Source organism: Streptomyces sp. NPDC025273 (genome assembly GCF_040638585.1).
GTDB lineage: Bacteria > Actinomycetota > Actinomycetes > Streptomycetales > Streptomycetaceae > Streptomyces > Streptomyces cinereorectus.
Genome location: NZ_JBEZYP010000010.1, coordinates 58,389 through 84,810 on the forward strand (window position 1 = coordinate 58,389; position 26,422 = coordinate 84,810).

27 protein-coding genes are annotated in these 26,422 nt (G+C 70.0%); 10 read left to right on the forward strand and 17 right to left on the reverse strand.

The window, feature by feature from the left end; genetic code table 11:
- Positions 1-84 precede the first annotated feature (84 nt).
- The gene (locus tag AB0F38_RS18190; protein WP_361893783.1) at positions 85-1,269 is read right to left on the reverse strand and encodes a hypothetical protein; all 1,185 of its coding nucleotides are present in this window, start codon (positions 1,267-1,269) and stop codon (positions 85-87) included.
- Between the two features lie 370 nt (positions 1,270-1,639).
- On the opposite strand from AB0F38_RS18190, the gene AB0F38_RS18195 reads away from it, so the two are divergent.
- On the forward strand, positions 1,640-2,905 hold the full coding sequence (locus AB0F38_RS18195; protein WP_361893786.1) for a benzoate/H(+) symporter BenE family transporter: 1,266 nt from the start codon (positions 1,640-1,642) through the stop codon (positions 2,903-2,905).
- A 71-nt stretch (positions 2,906-2,976) separates the two neighbouring features.
- On the opposite strand, the gene AB0F38_RS18200 is transcribed toward AB0F38_RS18195, so the two are convergent.
- Positions 2,977-3,579 (reverse strand): hypothetical protein, encoded by a 603-nt coding sequence (locus tag AB0F38_RS18200; protein ID WP_361893789.1) that lies wholly within the window; start codon positions 3,577-3,579, stop codon positions 2,977-2,979.
- A gap of 253 nt (positions 3,580-3,832) precedes the next feature.
- Here AB0F38_RS18200 and AB0F38_RS18205 point away from each other — a divergent pair, with 253 nt between their 5' ends.
- The 6 genes from AB0F38_RS18205 to AB0F38_RS18230 all read left to right on the forward strand — a co-directional run bounded on the left by AB0F38_RS18205 (position 3,833) and on the right by AB0F38_RS18230 (position 9,880).
- Positions 3,833-5,839 carry a hypothetical protein gene (locus tag AB0F38_RS18205; protein ID WP_361893792.1) on the forward strand — a complete coding sequence of 669 codons (2,007 nt, stop codon included), beginning with the start codon at positions 3,833-3,835 and terminating at the stop codon, positions 5,837-5,839.
- Between the two features lie 20 nt (positions 5,840-5,859).
- Positions 5,860-6,441, forward strand: a complete 582-nt coding sequence (locus AB0F38_RS18210; protein WP_361893795.1) for a hypothetical protein — start codon at positions 5,860-5,862, stop codon at positions 6,439-6,441.
- A 125-nt stretch (positions 6,442-6,566) separates the two neighbouring features.
- A complete protein-coding gene (locus AB0F38_RS18215) occupies positions 6,567-8,174 on the forward strand; it encodes a Hint domain-containing protein (protein ID WP_361893797.1) in 1,608 nt (535 codons plus the stop codon).
- A 3-nt stretch (positions 8,175-8,177) separates the two neighbouring features.
- On the forward strand, positions 8,178-8,696 hold the full coding sequence (locus AB0F38_RS18220) for a hypothetical protein (protein WP_361893798.1): 519 nt from the start codon (positions 8,178-8,180) through the stop codon (positions 8,694-8,696).
- A 101-nt stretch (positions 8,697-8,797) separates the two neighbouring features.
- Complete coding sequence (locus AB0F38_RS18225) at positions 8,798-9,550, forward strand: hypothetical protein (RefSeq protein ID WP_361893801.1); 753 nt, start codon at positions 8,798-8,800, stop codon at positions 9,548-9,550.
- A gap of 18 nt (positions 9,551-9,568) precedes the next feature.
- Positions 9,569-9,880: a hypothetical protein gene (locus AB0F38_RS18230; protein WP_361893803.1), complete on the forward strand. Its 312-nt coding sequence runs from the start codon at positions 9,569-9,571 to the stop codon at positions 9,878-9,880.
- Positions 9,881-10,008: 128 nt separating this feature from the next.
- Here AB0F38_RS18230 and AB0F38_RS18235 read toward each other — a convergent pair whose 3' ends face one another.
- Positions 10,009-10,473, reverse strand: coding sequence for an ATP-binding protein (locus tag AB0F38_RS18235; RefSeq protein WP_361893806.1), 465 nt, complete (start codon positions 10,471-10,473; stop codon positions 10,009-10,011).
- A gap of 312 nt (positions 10,474-10,785) precedes the next feature.
- Here AB0F38_RS18235 and AB0F38_RS18240 point away from each other — a divergent pair, with 312 nt between their 5' ends.
- On the forward strand, positions 10,786-11,637 hold the full coding sequence (locus AB0F38_RS18240; protein WP_361893809.1) for a helix-turn-helix transcriptional regulator: 852 nt from the start codon (positions 10,786-10,788) through the stop codon (positions 11,635-11,637).
- A gap of 10 nt (positions 11,638-11,647) precedes the next feature.
- Positions 11,648-11,839 (forward strand): hypothetical protein, encoded by a 192-nt coding sequence (locus tag AB0F38_RS18245; protein ID WP_361893812.1) that lies wholly within the window; start codon positions 11,648-11,650, stop codon positions 11,837-11,839.
- 59 nt (positions 11,840-11,898) lie between these two features.
- Here the strand turns inward: AB0F38_RS18245 and AB0F38_RS18250 are convergent, their stop codons facing one another.
- The 14 genes from AB0F38_RS18250 to AB0F38_RS18315 form a co-directional block, all read right to left on the reverse strand.
- Entirely contained in the window at positions 11,899-12,459 is a 561-nt protein-coding gene (locus AB0F38_RS18250; protein WP_361893815.1) for an OmpA family protein, read from the reverse strand.
- Between the two features lie 95 nt (positions 12,460-12,554).
- Positions 12,555-13,157 carry a hypothetical protein gene (locus AB0F38_RS18255; RefSeq protein WP_361893818.1) on the reverse strand — a complete coding sequence of 201 codons (603 nt, stop codon included), beginning with the start codon at positions 13,155-13,157 and terminating at the stop codon, positions 12,555-12,557.
- Between the two features lie 31 nt (positions 13,158-13,188).
- The gene (locus AB0F38_RS18260) at positions 13,189-13,854 is read right to left on the reverse strand and encodes a pilus assembly protein TadG-related protein (protein ID WP_361893821.1); all 666 of its coding nucleotides are present in this window, start codon (positions 13,852-13,854) and stop codon (positions 13,189-13,191) included.
- The gene (locus tag AB0F38_RS18265) at positions 13,851-14,081 is read right to left on the reverse strand and encodes a hypothetical protein (protein WP_361893824.1); all 231 of its coding nucleotides are present in this window, start codon (positions 14,079-14,081) and stop codon (positions 13,851-13,853) included. The genes AB0F38_RS18260 and AB0F38_RS18265 overlap by 4 nt, the downstream gene beginning before the upstream one ends.
- A 255-nt stretch (positions 14,082-14,336) precedes the next feature.
- Positions 14,337-15,413: a response regulator transcription factor gene (locus tag AB0F38_RS18270; protein WP_361893826.1), complete on the reverse strand. Its 1,077-nt coding sequence runs from the start codon at positions 15,411-15,413 to the stop codon at positions 14,337-14,339.
- 101 nt (positions 15,414-15,514) lie between these two features.
- Entirely contained in the window at positions 15,515-16,870 is a 1,356-nt protein-coding gene (locus AB0F38_RS18275; RefSeq protein WP_361893829.1) for a histidine kinase, read from the reverse strand.
- 65 nt (positions 16,871-16,935) lie between these two features.
- The gene (locus AB0F38_RS18280) at positions 16,936-17,820 is read right to left on the reverse strand and encodes a DUF5936 domain-containing protein (RefSeq protein ID WP_361893832.1); all 885 of its coding nucleotides are present in this window, start codon (positions 17,818-17,820) and stop codon (positions 16,936-16,938) included.
- A 16-nt stretch (positions 17,821-17,836) separates the two neighbouring features.
- Entirely contained in the window at positions 17,837-18,775 is a 939-nt protein-coding gene (locus tag AB0F38_RS18285) for a type II secretion system F family protein (RefSeq protein ID WP_361893835.1), read from the reverse strand.
- A 10-nt stretch (positions 18,776-18,785) separates the two neighbouring features.
- On the reverse strand, positions 18,786-20,123 hold the full coding sequence (locus AB0F38_RS18290) for a CpaF family protein (protein WP_361893838.1): 1,338 nt from the start codon (positions 20,121-20,123) through the stop codon (positions 18,786-18,788).
- A 57-nt stretch (positions 20,124-20,180) separates the two neighbouring features.
- Positions 20,181-20,552, reverse strand: a complete 372-nt coding sequence (locus tag AB0F38_RS18295; RefSeq protein ID WP_361893841.1) for a TadE/TadG family type IV pilus assembly protein — start codon at positions 20,550-20,552, stop codon at positions 20,181-20,183.
- Between the two features lie 3 nt (positions 20,553-20,555).
- Complete coding sequence (locus AB0F38_RS18300; RefSeq protein ID WP_361893844.1) at positions 20,556-21,014, reverse strand: TadE family protein; 459 nt, start codon at positions 21,012-21,014, stop codon at positions 20,556-20,558.
- A 3-nt stretch (positions 21,015-21,017) separates the two neighbouring features.
- On the reverse strand, positions 21,018-22,304 hold the full coding sequence (locus tag AB0F38_RS18305; RefSeq protein ID WP_361893846.1) for an AAA family ATPase: 1,287 nt from the start codon (positions 22,302-22,304) through the stop codon (positions 21,018-21,020).
- 7 nt (positions 22,305-22,311) lie between these two features.
- The gene (gene cpaB / locus AB0F38_RS18310) at positions 22,312-23,019 is read right to left on the reverse strand and encodes a Flp pilus assembly protein CpaB (protein ID WP_361893849.1); all 708 of its coding nucleotides are present in this window, start codon (positions 23,017-23,019) and stop codon (positions 22,312-22,314) included.
- An 82-nt stretch (positions 23,020-23,101) separates the two neighbouring features.
- The gene (locus tag AB0F38_RS18315) at positions 23,102-23,986 is read right to left on the reverse strand and encodes a hypothetical protein (protein ID WP_361893852.1); all 885 of its coding nucleotides are present in this window, start codon (positions 23,984-23,986) and stop codon (positions 23,102-23,104) included.
- Positions 23,987-24,513: 527 nt separating this feature from the next.
- Here AB0F38_RS18315 and AB0F38_RS18320 point away from each other — a divergent pair.
- Complete coding sequence (locus AB0F38_RS18320; protein ID WP_361893855.1) at positions 24,514-26,238, forward strand: glycoside hydrolase family 18 protein; 1,725 nt, start codon at positions 24,514-24,516, stop codon at positions 26,236-26,238.
- Positions 26,239-26,422 lie beyond the last annotated feature (184 nt).

Sequence of the window (26,422 nt, forward strand, 5' to 3'; positions counted from 1 at the left end):
TCGCAGCTCCTGACCGCCCGTAATACACCGGATCCGCACGCTAACAACCGGGCTGCTCCCGGCGCGTGGGCCCGTGGGCCCAACTCACGGAGGTCCCGTCCCCAGGAGCGTCCACGCCCCGTACGCGGCGGAGGCGAGGGCGAGCAGGGAGACGACCGCGGCCGTACGGGCGGTCGTCCGCAGCCGCAGCAGCGCGAGGGCGGGCGGCAGGAGCAGCGGGAAGGCGGGCATCATCAGGCGCGGCCGGGACCCGAAGTACCCGGACCCGATCAGCGAGATGACGACGATCGCGATGCCGTACACCAGGAGGGGCAGCGGCTGCCTCTGCCGTACGCACAGGAACACCAGCCATCCCAGCAGTCCGAGGGCCGCGCACAGCCCCAGCGCGGCGGGCAGCGGCAGTCCGAGGACGAACGCGGCCAGTGCCCGGCCCCCGTCGATGCTGTTGCCCCAGTGCGCCTGGACCTCGAAGTAGGCGAAGGGGCTGCCCTGTCGCACGGCGACGAACACCACGTACGCGAGCCAGCCCAGCGGCGCGAGGCAGACGCCGGCCAGCATGCGCGCGTGCCGCCGCGGCAGGCCTGCCCGGTCGCCCGTCCGGGACTCCCGGACGAGGACGGCAGCGGCCGTGACGGCCAGCGCGGCGACGAGCGCGGCCGCCGAGGGCCGCGTGAGGCCGGCCAGTACGCACAGCGCGCCGGCCACGATCCATCGGTCCCTGAGCACGGCGTACAGGGCCCAGGCTGCGAGGGCGGTGAACAGGGTCTCGGTGTACGCCATCGACTGCACGAACGCCGTCGGGTACACGCCCCACAGCACGGCCAGCACCACTCCGGCCCGCCGCCCGTGCAGCCATGCCCCGACGGCGAAGATCCCCCAGGCGGCGGCCGGTCCGGCCGCCCAGGCGACGGTGATCCCCGCGCCCTGGACGGTGAGCGGGGTCAGCTCGGCGAGGGTGCGTTCCAGGGCGGGCAGGAGGGGGAAGAACGCCAGGTCCGGGTGGATGCTGCCGTCGGGGAGGGTGACGGTGTGGCCGTAGCCGTTCTCCGCGATCCGCTGGTACCAGACGGAGTCCCAGCGGCCGCCGAGGCGGTGCAGGGCGTCCTTCCCGTCGGCGGAGGCCCACACCTGCAGGACGACGAGCCCGACGAGCCGGACGGCCACGTAGGCCGCGAGGGCGGGCGCCGCCGCCGCGAGCGCCGCGACGGCACGGTGCCGGGTGCGGGGTCCGGGGTCCGCAGGACGGGAGCGGGTCTGCTGTGCGGGCATACGGACGATTATGTGGCCGCCGCGAGGCCGCTCACGCCGGTGGTGGCCGGGACTCCTCCTCGGTCAGGGACAGTTGTCCGGCCGTGGGCATGTCCGTCGTCACCTTCCGGTCGCGGCCCGGCCCGGCACCGTGGGGGTGTGCCGGGACGGGCGTCGCTCACTTGCTGCGACGACGCTAATTTCCCCGGGGCCTGCCCGTCTTGGGCCCAGGGACCCAACTCGGTGCTCCCGTCGCGTCACGCGCCGGACGGAGGTGTGGGCCCGTCTCGTGTGCCGGACCCGGCGGACCGGGCTCACCGGTCCGTGTCAGGGTGCGTGGGTCCGTACGGTGCGTACGGCGGGGACACGAGGAACGAAGGGCGGCACAGCGATGCCCGGTCCATCCATACCGGCTGCGGAGGAACGGGCGGAGGAGGTCCTGACCCTCGCGCCAGGGCAGCGGCCCCGTCTCGCCCGTGACCTCTCGCTCTCCGCGGTCCTCGCCGGCGTCGTCGCGGTCGTGGTCTCCTACTCCGGCCCGCTGGTCATCGTCCTCGCCGCCGCCCGCGCGGGGCACCTCGACGCCGCGCAGACCGATTCGTGGATCTGGGCGATCTCCGTCGGCAGCGGTCTCACCTGCGTCGTCCTCAGCATGCGCACCCGCATGCCGGTCATCACGGCCTGGTCCACGCCGGGCGCCGCCCTCCTGGTCACCAGCATCGGCTCGTACGCGTACGGCGAGGTGATCGGCGCGTTCGTGGTGTCGGGTGCGGTGATCGCCCTGATCGGGCTGACCGGGATCTTCGGGCGGTTGATGCGGCTGGTGCCGGGGGCGGTCGTCTCCGCCATGCTCGCGGGCATCCTCTTCTCGTTCGGCACGGGGGTGTTCACGTCGCTGGAGGGCACTCCGGTCATCGCCGGGTCCGTGCTCCTGGCCTATCTGCTGGGCAGGCGGTGGCTCCCCCGGTACGCGGTGCTCGTCGCGCTCGTCACCGGGGTGGTGTGCAGCGCCGCCGGCTCGCGGCTGCACGTCCGACTGGATCATGTCGGTCTGGTGCAGCCGGTGTTCACGACGCCCGCCTTCTCCGTCGCCGCACTCGTCGGCATCGCCGTCCCGCTGACCCTGGCCACGCTGGCCTCGCAGAACGCCCCCGGGGTCGCCGTGCTCTCCGCCTCCGGCTACCGCCCGGACGACCGGCTCCTGGTCGGATCGACCGGACTGGTCTCCGCCGCGCTCGCCCCCTTCGGCTCCCACGCGGTGAACCTGGCGGCCATCACGGCCGCGATCTGTACGGGCCCCGAGGCCCATCGTGATCCCCGCCGCCGCTATGTCGCGGGGGTCGCCTGCGGTGCCGTGTACCTGGTGGTCGGCGCGTTCGGCTCGACCCTCGTGGCCTTCTTCGCGGGCCTGCCGAAGGAGCTCGTCGCCGCGCTCGCGGGTGTCGCCCTCTTCGGCGCGCTGGCCGGTGGCCTGACCGGTGCGGTGAAGGAGGACAAGGACCGGGAGGCGGCCCTGATCACCTTCCTGGCCACCGCTTCGGGCGTCACCCTGTTCGGTGTCGGCTCCGCGTTCTGGGGGCTCGTCCTCGGCGTCGCGGCCCACGTCGCCCTCAACGGCCGGCTGCGGCGCGGGGCGGCGGTCTCCGCCGACGGGTAGGGGACCCGGGCGGCTCCGTCCGCCGGGCGCCCGCCGGTCTCCGCGCCGGTCCGTGCGTCCCTCCCGCGCGCTCACACGCTGAGGACCGCGCTCCCGAACACCCGCCAGGGCGACTGTGCGACGGACTCCATGACCGCCAGCTGCGGGTGCCGCGACGCGATGTCCTCCTGTACGGCGACGGCGTCCGGCCACCCGTCGAGGTAGGCCGTCCCACCGACGACCACCGCGTCCCAGTCGGTCCCCCGCGTGACGCCCTCCCGGTCGACGACGAAGCCGATGCACAGCACGGAGGCCCGTCCGACGGTCGCTCTGATGGCGTGCACGGCCGTCTCCCGCTCCGCCGGCGGCAGCCCGCCGAGGCCGAACTCGACGGCGACGACCCCGTGCCCGGCCCTGCGTATCCGCATCAGGACGTCCAGGTCGTGGCTCACCCAGAGCCGCACGCCGATCCCGTCCAGCCGCTCCAGTCCGGCGATGGACAACAGCTGGTCCCGGGTCACGGGCGACCGCGTCCCGCCGGTCCCCGGTGAGCCGGGGACCTGGCTGTCCAGGACGATGCGCCCGGTGACCGGATGGGCGAGCCGGAGGCCCGCGGCCTCGAGATCGCCGAGCAGGGTCCGGGCATCCACCCGGGTCCAGCCCAGGTGGTACGAGCGGAAGAAGCCGGCACCCATGGAACGCCTCACCCCATCACTGCGTGAACTCTTCACTCCGGCGCCGCCCGACCGGCTCACTAGCGAGAGTATTCAGCCACCCTGCGCCTGCGCGTGGGTCCACGGACCCAGCCCCGGGCCCGGCCGGAATCGCTCCGCGCGCCCGGGACGGTTGGGCCCGGAGTTGGGGCCGGGGGCCCACGTGACAGCCGGATTCCAGCCGTACGCTCACGCCCGACAGGGCAACGGGTGTGCGTCGGAGAGAGGTTGAACCGTGGGCAGTGGCGGCGGCTGGGGAGAAGGAAGCGCGGGCCACATACCGCCGGCGCGCGGCTCCGGGCGGGCTCCCGGTGACCGGGAAGGGTGGTTCTTCCCGCTGACCCGCGGCTGGGCGGCCGGCGCCCTGGTCTACATCGCCGCCGGGTTCCTGGTGACCCGGGCCCTCGTCGAGACGCTCGCCACCGAGGAACGGTTCGCACTCTTCGGCTGGCGGCTGGCGCTGCTGCATCTGCCCGGCGTCCTCGTCACCGTCCTGACGGTCCTGGCCGCGGCGCGTGTCCTGCCCGAAGAGCAGCGCGACTCCCGGGTCCTGTACCTCCTCGGCACGCTGACCGTTCCGGTGGCCGGGCTCGCCTACGGCTACTCGGTCTCGTGGGACGTGGTGAGCACCGAGGGCGTCCTGATGCCGGTCGTCTCGATGGTCACCGGCAGCGCCGTGGGGCTGGCCCTGGACCGGCTGGTGGAGGAGCGCGGCACGGAGTCCTCGGCCCCGGTGCCGCACACCCGCTCGTACGACTGGCGCGACGGCGGGGCCACCGCCATGGAGTACCTGGGTGTCGTCGTCCTGGTCGTCGCGCTGGTCGGTGCCCTCGCCATGGCGGGTGTGGGCGGGAGGATCGGCGACCGCATCCGGTGCGCGATCACCTCCCTCGCCGGCGACGGCGGCGGATGCGGGACGGGCGGGGACGACACGGCGAAGCCCAGGACCGATGCCGACTACGAGCCGACGATGTGTCAGGTCTCCAGCATCTCCGACACGGCGGGCGGCAAGGTCAAGATCGGCTGGTTCGAGTGGGGCGAGGAGTACGGGTTCCAGCAGAAGGTCTCGCAGGCCAGGACCGATGTGAACGGGGACGGCGAGGTCGACGAGAACGACAAGCTCGTCTACATGACGTTCACCGACGCCGCCTCCGCGGGAGCGACCGCCAGCACCCCGGGCGTCAAACTCGGCAACCTGGGGAAGGCGGACATCGACATCGGCGGCGGCATCAAGATCACCAACGGTGACACCTGGGTGTTCAAGAGCGAGGAGGACGCCCAGAAGATGCGGGACGACATCGAGGAGATGAAGATGTGGGAGACCTCGATGACGCACAGCGGCGGCTACGGCGGCAACTGGTACTCCGGCATGAAGTGGGCGGAGAAGATGGAGGACATCGAGAGGAAGATCGGCGACAAGAAGATCTCCTACTCGACCGTCGGCCTCAACGTGTACGCGGACGGCGGCCTCTCCATCAAGGACGGCGACGACTCCGAGCTCGGCGCCAAGCTGGGCGGCAAGGCCACGTTCTCGCCCGAGGTCACCATCACCAACGACGACGTGAACGGCAACGAGTCCTACACGTACACCGCCAAGCTCGAACTCGAGGGCAAGCTCGGGGGCAACGCGGGGCCGGTGAGCGGCAGTGTGGGCGGGAAGCACGACCGCACCGGGGCCATCACCGTCACCCGTGACCAGGAGACCGGGAAGATCGTCCAGATCAACATGACGCAGACGGTCGAGACGGGTTCGACGTCCGGCAAGATCGAGGTCGGCGGCGACAACGGCAAGAAGGACCAGGACAAGCGCGGCGGCAAGGGCAACGTCACCGACTCCTCCGGCGACACCGGCATCGAGATCGTGACGAACTCGATCGTCTTCGGCAAGGAGACGGACCAGGCCACGGAGGACAAGCGTGCCATCGCCGAGCAGTGGCTGGACGGCTCCGGCAACAACACCGCCCCGTTCGAGTACATGTTCGGTGACCACTCCTTGCAGGAGAGGCCGGCGGGCGACGATCCCTTCGAGCAGCTGATGTTCCAGGACGGCCTGTCCAGCACGATGCGGTACGACGGCGAGACGGACGCGCAGAATTTCGGCTTCGAGATCTCGCTCGGGATGAGCCTCGGCTTCTCCCTGTCCGACTCGCACAAGGAGGAGACGCTGACCGACGCCCAGTTCCTCGGAGCTCCGCAGGGTGACAAGCGCACGTATCTCCCGTACAGCTACTGCGCGCAGTGAACACGCACCACGAAGAGGCGATGACGTTGAAGAAGTCCCGGGCGCTCGGCGCGGCGGTCACCGCCGCACTCGGTCTGACCCTGCTCACCGGCTGCGGCGGGTACGAGGCCGCGGCGGTCCCGGACGGCTGGGGCACGCTCGACACGAAGAGTGTGTCCGTCGGCTATCCCGAGGACCAGGGGTACGCCCCGCAGCCGGCCGCCGAGCGCAGCGAGGCCAACGCCGCCGTCGCCCTCAAGGAGGAGGGCGGGCTGCGGACCGGCATGGTCTCGGTCCAGCTCGACTTCGCGACCGGTGTCAGCGACGCGGGGGAGGCGGCCGCGGCGGCGGGGGCGGGCATCGGCCTCGGTACGACCCGCAAGGACACGACGGACGTACGCCTCGCGGGCGAGGAGAGCGCCCGGGATGCCCGCAGGATCGACTACGAGTTCACCTCGACGGGGGAGGAGAGCACCCCGGAGAAGGGGACCCGGATGACGGGGGTCCTGGTGGCCGGCGTCGACTCCTCGGACGTGCCGTTCGCCATCCGTATCAACGCGGTGAAGGGCACGCTCGGTCCGGCGGACCTCGACGCGTTCGTCGGGTCGATCACCGTGAAGTAGACCTCTCGCCACGGCCGTCAAGCCAGGTGCCCGGTGCCGGTGTCCGGTGCCGGTGTCCGGGTTGGGCCCGGTGTTGGGCCCGGGGGCTCATGACGGGAGGCCCGCTCCCGCCTAGCGTGACGTTCATGTCTGTTCTGGGGGATGTACGCCGAAAGGGCCGCCGATTGCTGCGTGCTCGCACACCGCGGACCGATGCGCGCCTGCTCGGACTCCGCAGGCGCGACCGGCGTGACCGGGGCCAGTCGGCCATGGAGTACCTGGGGCTCGTGCTCGTGGTGGTCGCCGTCGTGGGTGCCCTGGTTGGCACCGGTATCGGCGCGGAGCTGGCCGAGAAGATCGGCGCGCAGGTGTCGTGCATCGGCGGGGGCGGCTGCGGTGGCAGCGGGAACGAGGCCGGCGGAACCGCGGACGGCACCCCTGCGAACCAGCCGGCGAACGACCCCGGAGCGCCGAAGTCGCCCGAGCAGATCGCGTACGAGAAGGCCCTGAAGGACCTTCAGGACGCGCAGGCCGCCGAGAAGGCGGACCAGGACAAGGCGGTCGAGGCGGCCAAGGAGCTGGCGAAGATCCTCGCCGAAGAGCTCGGGATCACCGACGCGCTCGACTGCATCACCGAGGGCGACATGGGCGCCTGCACGGAAACGCTCATCAACGTACTGCTGAGTCTGGTCGGCGGCGCGGTCGGCAAACTGGCCGCGAAGTACGGGGCGCCGTGGAAGTGGAAGAAGGCCGCCGAGCTCGTCAAGAAGCTCAAGAAGCACGGCGACGACCTGTACGACAGCCTCACCGGCCTGATCAAGAACCGCAAGAAGGTGGCGGACGCCCAGAAGGCGCTGGACGACGCCAGGAAGAAGTACGACCCCGACCGGAAGAAGCCCGACGACAAGAAGCCGGACGACAAGCCGGCGAACTGCCCCGTCAGGCACAGCTTCCTGCCGGGCACCCTCGTCCTGCTCGCCGACGGGCGCCGCGTTCCCATCGAGACCGTGCGCACCGGGATGCGGGTGGAGGCTTCCGATCCGGGCACCGGGGCGTCGGGGGGACGACCGGTCACGCGGACGTTCACGACGTACGACGACAAGGAGTTCACCCGGCTGACGGTACGGACCCCGTCCGGTACGGCAGTCGTCACGGCCACGGACTCCCACCCCTTCTGGCTCGCCGACGAGCGGCGCTGGGCGGACGCGGGCGACATCCGGCCCGGTGCGCGACTCCGTACGGACCTCGGCGGCAGCCTGCGGGTCCTCGCGGCCCGCCACTACGTACAGCGGCAGATCACGCATGACCTCGCGGTCGAAGGAGTGCACACCTACTTCGTCGGTGTGGGCGCGGCCAACGCCCTGGTGCACAACAACGACTGCGACATGTCGGGCGACGAGGTCGAGGCGGCGAGGAAGCCGGACGTCGGCGAGGGGGACCCCAAGAAGTTCAAGGACCACTTCCTGCGCCACAAGAAGCTCGTCGAGGACGCGCTCGGCACGAAGTACAAGAAGCTGAAGGAAGACGGCCCGCGGTTCCGGGAGGACATCGCGAACGCGATCAAGGACGGCACGTTCGAACTCGTCGGCAAGGGCACGCTGAAGAAGGGCGAGCCGGAGGGGCTGATCTATCGTGGCAAGGGTGTGACGATCGTCCTGAGGGAGAACGGTGACTTCTGGACCGCCCTCAAGTCCGGCGAGGGCATGGACACGAGCATCGAGATCACCAAGAAGGTGCCGACGAAGAAGGGCTGACCGATGAGCAGCGTGGCGCGGCAGGTCGCCGAGATCCTCGCGGGGAACCGGGTCCGGGACGTCCTCGTACCGGGGTGGATCGACCGGGACGACGATCTTCCCGAGTTCCGCCCGCAGCCACTGGTCCTCTGGCTGCGGCTGGATCAGGGGCTCGTGCGGTTCGCCTCCGAGGGGCAGTTCGGCCATGTGTCCGCCCGCGCGGTCCCGTCGGCCGGCTGGGAGGATGTCGAGCTGCTCGCCGAGGCGGAGGACGAGGTGGTCCTGGCCTCGTGCGGTGAGCAGCTGTTCGGCGACGGACGGGACGAGCTGAGCTGCACCGCGCTGCGCGGGTACGAGGGGGACGCCGGGGAGACGATCGCCCTCGCCCTCGACTTCGAGGGCGGGCACACCCTCTTCCTCGACCCGGCGTGGACCTTCGGCATCCGTATGGGAAACGGGGCGGACGAGGCCCGCTGGGTGGAGAAGTACGGCCAGGGCAAGGCGCCGGAGATCCTGGTGCCGGGCAGGCCGAACGGCGCGTGAGCGTGTGGATGAGTGGGGCTGGCTCGTCCGCGCGCGGACGGTCCAGCCCCACTTATCCACAGCCCCGTGCGGGATTCGTCCGATTCACCGATCGTTGTTCCATGAGCCACGAAGGGAATCCGCCCCGCCCGCGTCCGCGTTCCGAGCCCCGCCCGCGTGCCGACCCCGACCCCCGTTCACGTGCCGATCCCCGTCCTTGTCCTTGTCCTTGTCCTTGTCCGCAAGAGACGCGCACCCAGCGTCTGGAACGTGAGTTACGGGAGCTGGCGGCCCTCGCACCCGGCGGTGTACTCCTCACCGCCAGGGCACGGGAGGCGGGCTGGCCGGAGCAGCTGCTGTACCGGCGGCTACGGACCGGCGGCTGGCAGCAGATCCACCGCGGCGCCTGGGCCGCTCCGGGGCGGCTGGTGGACTGGCTGACCCACGCGTGGGTCGTGCAAACCCTCCAGCCGCACCTGGTGTGCAGCCACCGCACCGCCGCGGCCCTCCACCTGATCGAGGTCCTGGGCCCCGCCCACACCCGTCACGCGACCGAGTTCACGGACCCCCGCCCGGGCCCGAACCGCCGCCGCCCCGGCACCCGGGTCCATCACCTCGCCCTCACCGCGGCCGACCGGACGGTACGCCGCGGGCTGTGCACCACGTCGGCCGTCCGGACGGTCGGCGACCTCATACGGTGCCTCCCCCGCGACGAGGCCGTCGCCGCCGCGGACTCGGCTCTGGCCACCCGCACGGTCCGAGGCGTCCGGCGCCCACCACTCCTGCAGGCCTCCGCTCTCCGCACCGAGCTGGCCAGGCACCGGCACGGGGCGGTGCGCGCCCGCAGCTGGCTGCCCCTCACCGACGCCCTGTGAGGTTCCCCGGCGGAGAGCGTGGCCCGCCTCCACCTGCACGACGCCGGCCTGCACCCGGAGACGCAGGCGGCCCTGCGCACAAGGTCGGGCCGCACCCTCCGCCCCGACTTCTTCTTCAGGGCCCACGGCCTCGTGGTCGAGGTGGAGGGGTACGCCTTCCACGGCACTCGTGAGGCCCACACCCGTGACCTGCACCGCTTCAACGACCTCCAGTCCTGCCCCGAGGTCCGTCAGGTGCTGCGCTTCACCGCCCAGGAGGTCTTCCACCGGCCCGACCGCCTCCTCGCCCAGACCCGCGAAGCCCTGGCAACCCTGCCCCCGCCCCGTTGACCCCGCTCCCAGCAGGTTCGGGAGGACTTCCTACACTTCCACGACGGGCCGTCCGGCCCCCGCCGTGCAAGTACCCCCTCCCATTCGATGCGGGTTGGTGCCGGCCGCCGGCTCCCCCGGCCGCGAGGTCAACGGGGCAGCGTCACCCAGGACTTGGTTCCGCGCTGCGGTGGGGGCGCCGCGCAGGTGCCCCACTCCCCGCCCCAGTCGTCCACCACTGCCGCAACCAGCCAGAGGGCCCGGCGACGGCGCCCCTCGCACGGGGCTTCGGCGGCCGGGGCCGGGTGGTGGGGGTGCTGGTCCCAGACGAGGAGGCGCAGGACGTCGTCGCGGTGCCGGAGTGACAGGTAGAGGTCGCGGCCCGGCGTGAGGGAGACCGTGACGGCCACGAGTTCGGCCGCGACGAACACGGCGGGCCAGAGGTAGGCAGTCAGCCCGTGCGCCCGGAGCGCGGCCGTCACCGCACCTCGCGCGATGGCGGAGCTGCGATGGGCCCCGGGCAACGTCAGACTGACGGCCACCCTGGGCAGGCCGGAGCCGGGCGCGGCCGTCTCGGCGACGGGACACAGGACGGTGCGCGGATACGAAGACATGGGTGACTCCCCTTGTACGGGCGGCTGTCGGGTGGGATCACTTCTTTCGCGTCGGAGCGCACAAGGGCTCGCGTCCTATCCGATGGGCAGTGGCCTGTCTCCCTGACGCAGGCCTGCCCCTCCCAGGGCAGGAGGGCACGGGCAGGCTCGCGTGATGCACTTCTTGCCCATCGGAGCGTGAGCGGTGCATCACCGAAAGTAGCGTGCCAGGGGTCATATTGGCCACCCGACCTTACTGATTTGAACCCTTACGGGTATCAACGCGCTGTCCGCACGGCAGACTTCACCAGGGAGCGCCACGGAAGGACTGACATGGCAGAGCGCACATCCCCTACCGAACGGCAGAGGCGGCTGGGGAGGGAAGTCCGGAGGATGCGCACGGCAGCTGGCGTGTCCGCCGAGACCGCAGCTCGACTTCTCGGCGTGGACCGATCCAGGCTCTCGAACATAGAGCAGGGCCTGCGGGCCATCAGCCAGGAACGGGTGCAAACCCTGGCACGTGCTTGCCGCTGCTCGAACGACACGTACGTCGCCGCCCTGATCAACATGGCCGCTCCCGCTCAGCGCGGCTGGTGGAACCGCTATCGCGACTCGCTTCCCGCAGGACTCCTCGACATCTCGGAAATCGAGGCCCACGCATGGCGGATGCGCACGGCGCACTCCGTGCACATTCCCGGAGTTCTCCAGACGAGCGATCACGCCCTCGCGGTCTTCCGCGTGGTGGTCCCGGCCCTCTCGGAGCACGAAGTAGCCCTACGGCTGGCGCACCGCATGGAACGGCAGCAGATGCTTGACGGCACAAAGCCGCAGGAGTACGTCGGGGTCGTCCATGAAGCGGCCCTTCGCATGCAGTTCGGCGGCCGGAAGGTCGCACGTCAGCAGTTGCAGCACCTCCTTACGGTGTCCGAGCGGGACCACATCACGTTGCGCATCATCCCGTTCGAAGCGGGAGCCTTCCCCGGGGCGGGTCAGACGGTCAACTACTGCGAGGGCCCCGTACCGGAGCTGGACACCGTGCAGGTGGACAGTGCCCACGGGCCGGAATTCCTGGACGGCGAAGTCCAGTTGGCGAAGTACCGTGCACACCTGGACTGGATGGAGCGGATCGCTCTGTCACCCGCCAGTTCACGGGATTTCATTTCCACCGTCGCACGCAACCTCTGAGGGGGTCACCATGCCGGACGTCACCTGGGAAGATCCATTCTGCGGTGAAGGAGCCAGCTGCTACCAGCTCGGAACGGACACCCAGGGCAACAGCTACATAGCCCTGGCCGGAACCGAGGACCACTTCCTTACCGACACCCGCGAAGCCCTTCAGCAGATGATCCGTGACATCAAGGCCGGCAAGGCCGATCACCTGTTGTAGGCGGAATGCGCGAGAGGACCGGTCACAACAGCGTTGTGACCGGCCCCCTCCATCAGGCGTCAGTTCGTCGTGCGCGGGAAGGAAACCTCCACGCGCCGGTTCTTCTTCCGGCCCTCTTCCGTGCTGTTGTCGGCGATCGGGTACTGCTCGCCGTATCCGCGGATCTCGAACGTGATCGACGAGTCGAGCTCCTGGGACAGCACGCTGTTCACCGCTTCGGCGCGCCGCTTGGACAGCACGTCTCCGTGCGCCGACGAACCGAGGTTGTCGGTGAAGCCGAAGACACGGACCTTCGTCGCGTTCTGCTTCTCGATCTCGGCTGCGATGGCGAGGATGCGGGAGTTGGCCTCGGAGCTCAGCTTGGCGCTGTCCTTGCCGAAGAGCACCTCCGCCTGGAGCGCGAACTTGATGTCCGCGTTGGTGTCCTCGCGGCGCTCCTCGCCGCCCAGGTCCTCGACAACCTGGATGATGTCGAGGACCTTGCCCGGGGCGAGGGTTCCGCCCTCGACCATCTTCAGGTCAGGATCGTTGCCGTCGGTCTTGACCGGCGGCTCAGCAGAGGCTTCGGTGCCGGGCGGCACGCTGGGGCCGTCGTCAGCCTGCGCCGACCCGACACCCATGACAGTCACACTTGCCGAGAGCAGGGAGACGGCAAGCACTGTGCCTGCCAGCCGGGTTGCCCCCGTCCGCCTTCGAAGACAGGTCATGTCGGGCATCACCCGGAGATCTTCAGCGAAGTGGTGGCAAATCCAGGCAATGTGAAGTCCACTTCGTTCGATGTCGCCGGCGTTGCGGGGAACTGCATGAAGATGGGGTTTGCCCCGCCCGGCGAGATCGACAGCATGCTAGTCGTGCAGAGGCAGCGGTTATCAGTATCCCTGAGTACGTAGTACCGCTTCTTGCCGACCTTGTCGACCAACGTAGCTCCTGCTACCGAGTTGGGATTGGCCGCAACCAATGCGCTTTCAGCGCCTTCCATTCCGGAGGCATTGAGCGCGATCTCACCCGTGTTCTTGATTTCGCCGCTGACCGTGATGAACCCGCCGGAGTCCCTCTTCACCTCGTTCACCACAAGCAAGAACCCATCCCTGCCCTTGACCTCGGCAAGCTTCGCATTCGGGTCAGCCTGGTCTCCGGCTGCCGTGTCCGGCTTCGACCCCTCGTCCCCGTCGGCAGGCTTGGAGGAGGTGGACGAGCCGGACTGTTTCGTCGTACTGCCGTCGTCACCGCCGCAGCCTGAGACGGCGAAGGCCATCGCTGCCGTCATCGAGACCACCGCCACTACCTTTCGGTACCTAGTGGTGCGCCGAATGCTCATGGGTTCTGATTCCTTTACTCGTCGTTCGCTGTCAGTCGTCGATCAGGTGCACGGCGAAGAGGGTCTTGCCCAGCTCGGCCCACAGATCAGGACGAAGAGGATCGATCTCGAATTGATTCCGGCCGTCACAGTCGAAGGTGATCGGGCCCGGAGTCTCTTCCTTTTCGTCCTCGTCCTTGTCTTCGTCCGGCTGCGGGTTCGTTTCCTCGTCGGGCTTTTCCGCAGGCTTCCAGCTGCACCGGAACTCGATCACGGCGGTCGCCGTGGCTGTGGCGTGCGTCGTCTCGGTACCAGGAATCACCGTGTCACCCACCGTGTCGCGGGTCTTGACCTTGACGGTGACTTCGTCACGCTGGAAGCCGGACTCCCAGTCACATCCGTTGACCAGGTCGGCACGATTCTCTGCGGCGAAGCGCTGGGCCTGATTGCACGGCTCACCGCTGATGTAGTGATCGCCGAAGAATTCGTTCAGACCACCGGGCAGCAGGAGCGCCCCGAGGAACGCCGGGCCAATCTCGTCACGGGCCTGCTGCGCTGCGGCGAGGGCAGCCGCGTCAGCGGCGCCCTGAGCACCGTTACGCGTAGCCGAAGCCTTACCGACTGCAAAGAAGGCGAACGCGAGGAAGAGCAGACCCGCCACCATCACGATGTAGATGGGGAAGGCCTGCCCTGCGTCGCTGCGTCTGCGCTCGATCACTTCGCCGTGATGGAGTTCACCAGGCCCGTGATGCGGGTCGTGATCGCGCCACCGATGCCCGAGGCCACCATGCCGCCGATGATCGCCACGACCACCAGGATGATGCCCAGGTACTCGAACGCCGTCTGGCCCCGGTCCTTCGCCTCGTAGCGCTTCTGGATGGCGCTGACCGCGGTGCCGGCCCAGCCGTTGACGCGGACGGCGGTCTTCAGGGTGATGTTCGACATGGTGTTCCCCTCCAGGTTCGGCCGACCGACTGCCGGCCGACACGCACGTTTCTCGGTCGTCGCTCCCGTTACCGGCTTCCTCCCGGCCGGTGCCGTTGGCGACATGAGAAATGTACGTCGGAACACGTGTCCCGCCAGAGGGCCCCAGGGCCCAAAGCCGGGCCCAATACGTCAGTTGGGTCCGGCGTCCCCGGCTCTGGGCCCCAGGTGTACCGGCCGTTTCCGCCCGTCGGCGCGTTCCCCCGGGAGCCATGGCTACCTGCCCCCCAGACCGGTCGCGCCGCCGGGTGCCGTGCCCAGCCACCTGGCGATCGCCTCGCTGCGGCTGCAGCTGTGCAGCTTGGTGAAGATCCGGTTGATGTGGTTCTTGACCGTCTTCTCGCTGATGAAGCAGGTGGCGGCGATCTGCTGGTTGCTCATACCGGACGCGATCAGCTCCATGATCTCCACCTCCCGTGAACTCAGGTTGTGCTGGGTCGAGTTGGCTGGCCGGACCGGGCCGCTCGCTTCAGATGACTGTGCCACAGGTGGTTGCAGATGCGAAAGACCCTGCGCGAACGGGTCCGGTCGCGTCGCAGGTGGGGGCGTTTGCGGAGTGGGGCCATGTGCAGGCGCACCGCCCTGTGACGCGTCCCGGTTCCAGGAGGCGGAGGCGCCCGGCGCACCGTACGGAGGCCCAGGTGTGAGGGCCGCTCCCAGGCCGTCCGGGAGGGGGTCGCCCTGCGGGGCGGAGCCCTGGCGCATGTGGGCGAGCAGGGCGTTCGCAGCGGTGGCCGTGAAGTGGGCCCTGCCGCTCTTCGTGTCGCGCACCGCCTGGACCAGCTGGTCGGCGGTGAACTCGCCGTGCACCAGGTATCCCCCGGCTCCCAGGCGCAGCGCCTCGTGGACGATCTCGCTCTCGCGGCTGTACGTCAGCATCATCACCGGGGCCACCCGCACCAGATGCGGGAGGGCGGAGATGCCGTCCACGCCCGGCATGCGGACGTCGAGCAGGACGACGTCGGGGCGGTGCAGGACGGCCATCTCGTAGGCCTGGCGGCCGTCCGCGGCCTCGGCGACGACGTCGATGTCCTCACGGCCGTGCAGCAGGACGCCCAGACCGGCCCGGACCACGGGGTTGTCGTCGGCGACGACGACCCGGAGCGGGCCGGGGGTGTCGCGGGGCGCGGGGAAGGGGGGCATCGCCTCGGATGCCGCGGGCTGCTGGGGGACGGGGAACCCGGTGGAGCCGGGCTCCGAGGAGAACGGGCCGGCGTGCGAGGACGTGTGTTGGGAGGCGTGGTTCTGTGCCGCCCAGTTCTGGCCCGACGCGCGGGAGACATCGTCCGGCATTCTGCGACCTCCTCTCAGGATCTCTGTGTCTACGGGACTGTGGTGGTGCGGAGCCGTTCAGTTCGGAGCGGTTCAGGGCGAGTGGTTCAGGGCGAGTGGGTTCAGTGCGGGGCCGCCTCGTGAGGGCCGTTGCCGTCGGGGAGAGCGGTGGCTTCCGGGGCGGGGGCGGTGGCGAGGGCCGCCAGTGGCAGTTCGAGGCGTACCTCGGTGCCCTTCGCCGCCTTCCCCTTGCCGATGCGGATGCGGGCGCCGATCGATGCCGCCCGTTCGACCATGCCGACGAGCCCGAAGTGGCCCGCCCGTCTCAGGTCGTCGAGCGTCGTGCCTGTGGGCAGTCCGCGTCCGTCGTCGTACACCGTGATGCGGAGGACGTCGCCCTTCACGCCCGCGAGTACGACGAGATAGGTGGGGTGGGCGTGCCGGTGAGCGTTCTCCATCGCCTCGGAGGCCACGGTGAGCAGTTGGCGGGCAACGACCTGCGGCACCGGCGGTACGGGGGTGTCGCTGAGCAGCCGGAAGGTCGCGGTCAGGCCGTGGCGGCGGGTGAAGTCCTCGGCGCGGGACCTGAGTTCAGCGATCACGTCGACGCCGCCGTCGAGTCCGGAGTCCCGGCGCAGGTCGGAGAGCAGTTCGCGTGATTCCGCGGCGGCCCGTCGCGCGGACCGGGCGACCAGTTCCGCCTGGTGTTTCACGGTGAGCGGGTCCATGCGGTCCGAGGAGGCGGCGAGACCGTCGGCGGCCAGGGCGAGGCCGTGCAGGGTCTTGGCGACCGAGTCGTGCATCTCCCGGGCGAGCCGGGTGCGCTCGCCCTCCACCGCTTCGTTCACCGCGAGCCGGGCCCGGGTCTCGGTCAGTGCCTGGCTGGCCGTCCCGAAGCGGAGGAGCAGGTTGCGCAGCGTGACTCCCATCGCGCCGGCGATCACGCAGAATCCGGGGAGGAGGAGCGAGGTGGCGTCGCTCGCCTCCAGCTCGACATCGGTGGCGTACACGCCGGAGATGATCAGCGCCTGGAGCGCGGCGAAGACGGCCGCGCCCCGCCAGCCGTAGACGAGTCCCGCCAGGAGCGGGGTGCAGACGGTGACGTAGGCGAGGGTGGATTCCGGGGTCGCGGTGACCAGGAGCAGGGCACCGAAGAGCGCGTCGACACCGAGCAGCCACGGGTGGCGCAGGAAGAGCGGGCCGAAGCGCTCCCAGTCCCGGAAGAGGACGTAGGAGCCCATGAAGGTCACCAGGACGGCCGAGCCGATCAGCCAGGTGGCGAGGCCGGGTGCGGTGCGGTCGATCGCGAACGGAGTGGCGATGGCGATCATCGCGAGGCGGAATCCGAAGACCTGGCGGCACATGGCCTGCAGGGCGTTCAGCTGGAGGGCGAACGCCGGTCGGGTCCCGGGGTTCGCCATCGCCTGACGCACCTCACCGGTCAGCCCCGTGTGCGCGCTGCCCAGCTGGAACGACATCTCCCCCGTCACCTCCCCTGCTTGTCATGCCCATCATCCCCATCTCCCGTCCGTCACGCAGGCCATCAGCCCGAGAGGAAGCCGAAGTCGACATCGGCTCCGTAGACGAACCCGACGGTCAGGAGGACGAGGGTTCCGGGCAGCAGGAACGACGTGACCGCGAAGGTCGCCTTCGGCACCGCCTTGGCCGCCTTGCGGCGGGCGTTCTGGGCGTCGGTGCGCCGCATGTCGTTGGCGATCTGGATCAGGGTCTCGACGATGGGCGCACCGAGCTCCTCACCCTGCTGGAGCGTCGTCACGAACATCGCCACCTGTTCCGAGTCGTTGCGCCTGCGCAGTTCCTCGAAGGCCTGGCGGCGGCTCACGCCCATGTCCATCTGGCGCAGGGTGATGCGTAGTTCGTCGGCCCACGGGCCTTCGTACTTCTCGGCGACGCGCTCCAGCGCCTGGCGGAATCCGAGGCCGGCCGAGACGACGACGGCGAGGACGTCGAGGAAGTCGGGCAGGGTCCGCTCGATGTGTTCCTTGCGGGCCCGGATCGCGGACCAGATGCCGACCTCGACCCAGAACAGGCCGAAGGCGATCAGGAGGAGCGAGACGAAGACCTGTCCCCTGACGACGGTGGAGAAGGCTCCGAAGAACCCGAGAGCGCCGTACACGGCGCGGCGGGCGGCGTACCGGTCGATGGTGAGTCCGCCGGGGTTGCCCGCCATGTCGATCTGGCGGCGCTTCCTGTTCACGGCCTTGGGGCCCATCATCCGGAGCACCATCGGCGCCCAGCGCATGCCCATCCGGTCGATGACGGATCCGACGGCGCTGGTGCGGCTGGAGCCGACCTCCAGCGCGATGGCGAGGTCCCCGGGCAGTTTGGCGTCGGCGCGGTACATCCGGATGCCGGCGATGGCTCCGTACACCGCGAGGCCGAAGACGAGTGCGAGCAGGAGATCCATGTCCGTTGCCTCCCTCTCAGACGTCGATACGGGACAGGCGGCGGATCACGACGAATCCGATCGCGTAGAGGACGAGGGCGACGATGACCGCGCCCTGGCCGATGAGGGCACCGGTCATGCGGTCGAGTGCGCCGGGCATCACGGCGTTCATCAGCAGCATCGCGCCGAGGCCGAAGCCCGGTACCGCGTAGGCCGTCACCGTCACCTGCGAGAGCTGGGTCTTGACCTCGCGCCGGGTCTCCTTGCGCTCCTCCAGTGTCTGGGTGAGGTTGCGCAGCGAGCTGACGACCGTACCGCCGGCGCGGTTGGACAGGACGAGGGTGGTCACCAGGACGACGAGTTCGCGCGAGGGGAGCCGTTCGGTCAGCTCGCTGAGGGCGTCGTCGAGGGACTCCCCGACGGAGAGCCGGCGGGCGACCCGGGCCAGCTCCTCACCTGCCGGGTTCTCGAGCTCCTCCGCCGCCATGCCGATCGCGGTGCGCAGGGCGAGGCCGGCCTGGGTGGCGTTGGCCAGGATGCGGGAGAGCTCGGGGAGCTGGTTGATGAAGCGGTCGGTGCGCTTGGTCCGCTGCCATTCCAGGAACGCGTTGGTGCCCCAGAGGCCGATGAGGGCGGCGACCGGACCGAAGAAGCTGGCGAGCAGGGAGGAGGCCGTCATCCAGAGCGCGGCCATGGCCACGAGTGCGTAGACGAAGAACTCGCCCGGGGTGATGTCGAGCCCCGTGGCGGCGAGTTTGAGCTCGATCTTCCGGCCCACCCCGGTGGTGCGCAGCTTTCGGTCGACCCCCTGGAACCGGCGGTGGCGGCCGGCCACGGGAATCTGTCCGGTGTGCGAGAGCCGGTCGACGAGGGCTTCGCGGTCGGCCTTGCCGCCGGAGTACGCGTGCAGGCCCATGACACCGAGCACACAGCACAGCAGCGTGACGCCGATCGTGAGCAGAGGGAGATTGTTCATGGCGCGGTACCTACTTGGCCTCTCGGGTGGCGAGCTGTTCGTCGGACGAGGCGACCCCGAAGGCCTGCGGGATGGGCTGGCTGGCCATGTAGAGGCGTTCGGCGATCTTTCGCGGGAGGGGGAGATACTGGAACTGTCCGTAGATCCGCCCGTCGGCCGCCATCGGCTGCGGGTTGAAGCGGGCGACGCTCACGATGCGGTAGTTGTCCCGGCCGTGCGAGTCGAGGACCGCGATCTCGGTGACCTTGCGGCCGCCGTCGGCGAACCGGGTGAGCTGGACGATGACGTCGACGGCACTGTTGATCTGGTCGTGCAGCGCCTCGAACGGGATCTTGATCTCGGACATCGAGGCCAGGGTCTGCAGGCGCATCAGCGCGTCCTCGGCACTGTTGGCGTGCACCGTGGCCAGTGAGCCGTCGTGACCGGTGGACATGGCCTGGAGCATGTCGAGTGATTCGCCGCCTCGGACCTCACCGACGACGATCCGGTCGGGCCGCATGCGCAGGGAGTTGCGGACCAGGTCACGGATGGTGATCTGGCCCTTTCCCTCGACGTTCGCCGGACGGGACTCCAGGCGGATCACGTGGTTCTGCTGGAGCTGGAGCTCCGCGGAGTCCTCGATGGTGACGATGCGTTCGTGGTCCGGGATCAGCCCCGAGAGCGCGTTGAGCAGGGTCGTCTTTCCGGTGCCGGTGGCCCCGGAGACGATCACGTTGAGCTTGGCCTGGACCAGGCCGGAGAGCAGGATCAGCATCTGCTCGTCCAGCGAGCCGAAGCCGATCATCTCCTGGAGCGTGAACGCCCGGGGGAAGCGCCGGATGGTGAGCGTCGCCCCGGTCAGCGACAGCGGTGGGATGATCACGTTGACGCGCTCGCCGCTGGGCAGACGGGCGTCGACCATAGGATTCGCCTCGTCCACGCGGCGGTTGACGGTGGAGACGATGCGCTCGATCGTCTGCATGAGCTGTTCGTGCGAGCCGAAGCGCATCGGGAGCTGTTCGACCTTGCCGCTGCGCTCGACGAAGATCTGGTCCGGCCCGTTCACCATGATCTCGGTGATGGAGGCGTCCTCCAGCAGGGGTTCCAGGATGCCGAGGCCGAGGGCCTCGTCGACGACCCGGCGGATCAGCTGCGAGCGTTCGACGGTCGAGAGGACCGGCCCCTCGCGGCTGATGATGTGGCCGAGCACGCGTTCCAGCCGCGCCCGCCGGTCGGCGGCGGCCAGCGAGGACATCTCCGCGAGGTCGATCTCCTCGAGCAGCTTGGCCCGGTAGGTGGCGACCAGATGGCCGTCCTCCCGCCCCCCGGTGTGCTCCTCGGGGGCGGTGATGCGTGCCCGCAGGCTCATGTCCCAGACTCCTCGGTCAGACGTGCCGGTGGTGCCGTGCCGTTGCCCTGCTCGCGGTCAGTCCCGGGGCATCGTGGAACTGCGCTCGGCCCAGCCGAAGGCGTTCTCCATCCCCGGGATGACGGAGGGGACCTTGACCCTGGCCGTGTACGTCACCGCGTCGTCGCCCCAGCTCGGGGTGAACGTGGACTCGTCGGCGAGCCAGTCGCTGATGGCCCCGCGGCCCGCCGCCGCCGGGTCCGTCTCCGGCCTGTCGTGGCCGGCCGTGCGGGCTGCCGCGCGGGCGGCGGTCCCGGCCTGGTTGGCCGCGTACGCCGCGACGCCCAGCTGGACGGCGCAGAGGCCGACGATGAGCAGGAGCGGGATGAAGCCCATGTACTCGATGGCGACCTGGCCGCGGTCGCGGCGTGCGGTGCGTGTCCGTGTCATGTCTCAGCCCTCCTTCACGGCGGCGGCGTCGCCGGTGACGGTCATGGGGAAGTCGAGGACGCCCGGCACGAGGACGGGGACCTTGAGGCGGACCTCGGCCCGGTAGAGCCCGGGGTCCGTCGAGCAGTGCACGTCCGCCGCCGAGGACCAGGCGTCCGGCAGGTCCTTCGTGGCGGCCTGCGAACACGCCTCACCCCGGTTCCACTCCGCGCCCGTGCCGGCCCGGGCGCCCACGTCGGCGGCGTTGCCGGCGAGGCTGAAGGTGTAGCCGATCAGCGCGCACTGCCAGAGCGCGACCAGCAGCAGGATGATGAGCGGGGTGACGCCCACGAACTCGATCGCGGTCTGGCCGCGGTCCGGCCGGGAGGGGCGCAGCCGGAGCCGGACGCGGTGGCGCTCCGACGGGCGCGGGCGCTCCCGCCCCTCGCGTGTCCCCGGGCTTCTCGTATCGGTGATGGCCATCGGTCAGCGTGCCCCCTCGGTCGTTCCGCGGCCCCGGGCGTCGCCGTCGCGCCGTCGGCGCGGACGCCCGAGCGAGCCCCGGTCGTTCCGGAACCTTCCTCCGCCTTCGGAGCCCGCGGTGGCCTTCAGCAGTCCCAGCTCACCGGCCAGGGCCCAGAGCGCCTGCTTGACGGTGCTCTTCGCGTCGAGTTCGTGCATCCGTCCCGCGTCGACGGCGCCCTGCAGCTCCTTGAAGTTCGCGGGAACGGCCGTGCCCGCCATCCGGGTACCGGTGATCTTCTGGATCAGCGGCGGCTGGATCTCGGTGTTGCGGTTGAAGCGGTTGACGAGCGTGACCGTCTCCTCCGCCTTGCGGATCTGGAGGCGGTCCCACATCCGTACGATGCGCTTGGCCCCGCGCACGGCGACCACGTCCGGCGTCGTCACCAGCAGCGCGATGTCGGCCATCTCGATGGCAGCCGCGTTGGCGCCCTGCATCTGGCTGCCGCAGTCGATCACCACGACGTCGTACCGTGAGCGCAGGGCGCTGACGATCTGGCGGGCCGAGCGGTCGCTGACCTCCTCGCCGCGCTCGCCCTCACCGGGTGCCAGCAGCAGGGCCATCCCGGTGGAGTGCGAGTAGACGGCGTCGGACAGGACGCGGGGGGAGATGTCGGTGATCGCGGCGAGGTCGACGATGGAGCGCCGGAACTGGACATCGAGGTACGAGGCGATGTCCCCGTTCTGCAGGTCGAGGTCGACCAGCGCCACGGTGTGGCCGGACGCCTGGGCGGCCAGGGCCAGCTGTACGGCCGCCACGGTCGCGCCCACCCCGCCCTTCGCCCCGGTGACGGTGACGACGGTGCCGCCGGGGCCGGTGAAGACGTCGCCGCCGGCGCCGAGGTGGCGGCGCACGCCGACGGACCACTGGGCCGCCGCCTGCACCCGGTTGGCCAGTTCCTCGTAGCTGAGCGGGAGGGTGACCAGTCCGCGTGCGCCGGAGTCCATGGCCGCGGAGTACAGGCCCGGACTGGCGTCCACCGTGATGAGCACGACCCCGACGGCGGGGAAGCGCAGGGAGACCTCCCGGACCAGCTCCAGGGCCGGCACCGGGCCGATCCGCTCATGGACCAGTACGACCTCGGGCAGCTCGTCGAGGGACTCGCCCGCGAGACGGGCGAGCATGTCGATGAGCTGCGTCGAGTCACCGACCGGAGCCGCCGGCTCCGCGTCGGGGAGCTGGCTGAGCAGGGTGGTGACGGACCTGGCCGCGTCTGCGTCACCGACGGCCGGGAGGATCCTGGTGGTCATCCCATCCTCACTTGTCCTTGTCGAGCGTGTAGGTCCGGTCGCCCGGACGGATCGTGCCGTCGCTGCCCGAGGCGATGAGCGCGAGGCGTACGTGCTGCGCGAACGACTCGGCGTAGGCGATGCGCTGGGTGTCGAGCGTGTTCAGCGCGAAGGTGATCGGCACCGCCTCGGTGGCCTGCCCGGGCTTGTTGTCGTTGCTCGGGTCCAGGGGCGTCAGCCTGCCCACGTCCAGCACCCTGGCGTTGGAGACGATGACCTTGGACTGGGCCGGCTCCCCGTCGTTCTCCCCGGCGAAGGTGGCGTAGATGTTGACCGTCGCACCGGGGGTGATCTTGCCCGCGACGCCCGTCGCGGCGTCGATCATGATGGCGATCTCCTGCTCCCCCGGCCGCAGCGCGGGGCGCTTCTGCATCATGTCGGACTGCAGCAGTGAACCCTCGCGCAGCTCCGTGACCGCGATCTTGCCGTTGACCTCGGAGACGTCGGTCACCGCGTTGGACGAGAGCCAGCGCCTGGGCATCTTGATCTTCTCGAACTGCTTGCTGGACAGAGCGGTGTAGGGCGCCACGTTGGACTTGACCTGGTACGCCGTGACCTCCGGACCGACCTTCGAGTTGACGTCGCTGATCACCGAGAGCACACCGGCGAAGGCACCGAAGGCACACAGGACCGACAGGAGCAGGAGTATCACGCCGCGGCGCTGGCGGGAGTTCATTGGCCGGACAACCTCGTTCGATTCGGATGCGTGGGGCAGCGGACGGAGAGAGATGCGCGGTGTCTGTGGGGGTGTGCGGTCGCTAAGCGCCCGGTGGAGCGGGCGTTCCATGGTTCAGGACACCTGTGGCGTGCATTCGGTTCTCGGACGGGCCGAGCGGCGACGAGCAGAATCCGCAGCGGTCCCCGATGAGCTCCATTCCGCACCAGTGGCAGTTCTCCCGCCTCACGGAGGCGACGAGTTGGTAGATCACCGAGATGTCCGGAAGGTAGGAGGCGAATTCCACCATCTTCCCCGTGCCCCACCATCGCGGGGAGCCGGACGGCAGGGGGCACTCCTGGATGGCCTGGACGTTCCACGCGGGTGCCAGGGTCTGCTGCACCCAGTCGGAGGTCAGCTGGCCCTTGGCGATCAGCAGGTGCGTGCCGAAATCCGGCCCCGGCAGGGCTTCGGTGGTGGGGCCGACCTTGACGAGCCGCGGGTGAGGTCCCGCGAGTACGGCGAACTGGGAGCCCGGTACCCAGGACTTGGCGTGCGTCTTGAGGCTGACGGGCACCCGGTCCAGCCTGGCCACCGAGTTCAGCAGGGCGCCGGCGTGGATGTAGTGGGCGAGCAGCCGGGCGGCCGACGCCACCACTCCGGGGCTGAAGTCGCAGATGGACAACTGGCGAAGCTGCCGGACCAGTACCGCCACGCCCAGCGGCGGCAGATCCACCTTGAGCAGGGCGATGCGGTCGCTCTCCAGCACCGAGCGGATGGCGTGCAGCCGGCGCTCGTGGGCAGGGCTGATCCCCGTCGGGTAGACGGCGACCACATAGCCGTGCTGCTCCAGGAGCAGATGCATGTCGCCGATCGCGAGTTCAAGGGTCTGGGCTTCGGGTGCCTGCAGCAAGGCCGCGGTCGGTGTCTGCTGATCGGTCGGCGGCAGCACGAGATCGGCGCTGGTCACTGCTATTGCGGTCGGCACGCTCTTCCCCGTTCGGCTCCGGCCGTCGTCGTGGTGACTCCGGCCGCAATCGCTCCTGCTCCGAGCTTCTTCCCCAGCACTTTAGCCACGTCCTACCAGGCAGAGAACAGATGGCGGAGTGCAGTACGACAACAGTCGGCACACACGTTCGCATCATCCCCTTCGCGAAAGGGGGCCAAAACAAGATGGTCAACTCCTGCACCACTGCGAAGGGTTACCGGTCACCGCGAGGTTCAGCTCCGCGGGAATTCGTCCGCGCACGTCAGAAGGCATCCCGGCAGTTTTCCTTCCCGTACGGAAATCCGCTCCGTCACCGTCCGGGCCGCCCCGGTGTCTCACCCGCGCGAGTGCATCCCGAACGACCCACAAGGGCCGTTCACGCAGCGGCTCGACCCCCTGTTCGGGACCCTCCGTACGCATCCACTCCGCCAGAGGTCTTGACAAGTTGATTGGTCTGGACCAGTTTATCGGCCAACGGTGGCCACCGTTCCCGCCGGCACCCCCAACTCCCCCACCGGAGGCAGCACGTGGAACGCTCCGCAGCCAGCAGACACAGAAGAGGCCGTTCACGGCCCGTCCTCGGCGGAGCCGTCGCCGTGGCCGTCGCCGGGGCCCTGACCCTCACCGGACTCGCCGGCAACGCGTCGGCGGCCGACGTCAACGTCGCCAAGAACGCCGGATTCGAGTCCGGCCTCGCCAACTGGACCTGTTCCGGCGGCAGCGGCGCCACCGTCTCCTCCCCCGTGCACGGCGGCACCTCCGCCCTCAGGGCCGCCCCGGCCGGCCAGGACAACGCCAAGTGCATCCAGACCGTGGCCGTGAAGCCCGGCTCCACCTACACGCTCAGCTCCTGGGTGCAGGGCGGGTACGCCTACCTCGGCGCGAGCGGCACGGGCACGACGGACGTGTCCACCTGGACGCCCGGCTCCGGAAGCTGGACGCAGCTGAGGACCAGCTTCACCACCGGCCCCTCCACCACCTCCGTGACCGTCTACACCCACGGCTGGTACGGCCAGGCGCCCTACTTCGCGGACGACGTCCAGGTGACCGGCCCCGACGGTGGCGGCGGTACGGACCCGGAACCCACGATCCCCGGCACCCCCGCCGGCCTGACCGTGGGCACGACGACGTCCTCCTCCGTGGCCCTGTCCTGGAACGCGGTCTCCGGGGCCACCGGCTACACCGTCTACCAGGGCGGCACGAAGGCGGCCACCTCCACCGGCACGTCCGCGACGGTCACCGGGCTGGCCGCCGACACGGCGTACCAGTTCTCCGTGAGCGCCACCAACGCGGCCGGTGAATCGGTCAGGTCCGCGGTGGTCAGCGGCCGTACGGCCAAGGCCGGCGTCCCCGGCCCCGGGCCCTCCGTGCCCAAGCACGCGGTGACCGGCTACTGGCAGAACTTCGACAACGGCGCGGCCGTCCAGAAGCTCGGCGAGGTGCCCGCGCACTACGACATCATCGCCGTCTCCTTCGCCGACGCCACGGCCACGCCCGGTGCCGTCACCTTCAACCTGGACTCGGCGGGCCTGAACGGCTACACCGTCGACCAGTTCAAGGCCGACATCAAGGCCAAGCAGGCCGCCGGGAAGAACGTCATCATCTCCGTCGGCGGCGAGAAGGGCACCGTCGCGGTCAACAACGACGCCTCCGCGACCGCGTTCGCCGACTCGCTGTACGCGCTCATCCGGGAGTACGGCTTCAACGGGGTGGACATCGACCTCGAGAACGGCCTCAACTCCACGTACATGACGAAGGCGCTGCGCTCCCTGTCGGGGAAGGTGGGCTCCGGCCTGGTCATCACGATGGCGCCGCAGACCATCGACATGCAGTCGACGTCCGGCGAGTACTTCAGGACGGCGCTCAACATCAAGGACATCCTGACCGTCGTCAACATGCAGTACTACAACAGCGGCTCGATGCTGGGATGCGACGGCAAGGTCTACTCGCAGGGCTCGGTGGACTTCCTGACCGCGCTCGCCTGCATCCAGCTGGAGGGCGGCCTCGCCCCGTCCCAGGTCGGACTCGGTGTCCCCGCGTCCACGCGCGGCGCGGGCAGCGGCTATGTCTCCCCGTCCGTGGTGAACGCGGCCCTGGACTGCCTGACGAAGGGCACCGGCTGCGGCTCGTTCAAGCCGTCCAGGACGTACCCGGACCTGCGGGGCGCGATGACCTGGTCGACGAACTGGGACGCCACGGCGGGCAACGCCTGGTCGAACGCGGTGGGACCGCACGTCCACGGGCTTCCGTAGCCCACAGGCTCCACCCGCTTCCGGCAGCGCCGCCGCTCCCCCGGCGGCGCTGCCGCGTCAGGTCAGTCTCACTCAGCGCCGTGCGCCGCCCTGTTGCTGACGTCCGGTCGTCCTGCACGTGCGCCGCCCAAGCCGCCGTTTCGCTCCGGCGGGTCGGCAGCGCGCGGTACCGGGGTGCGCCCCC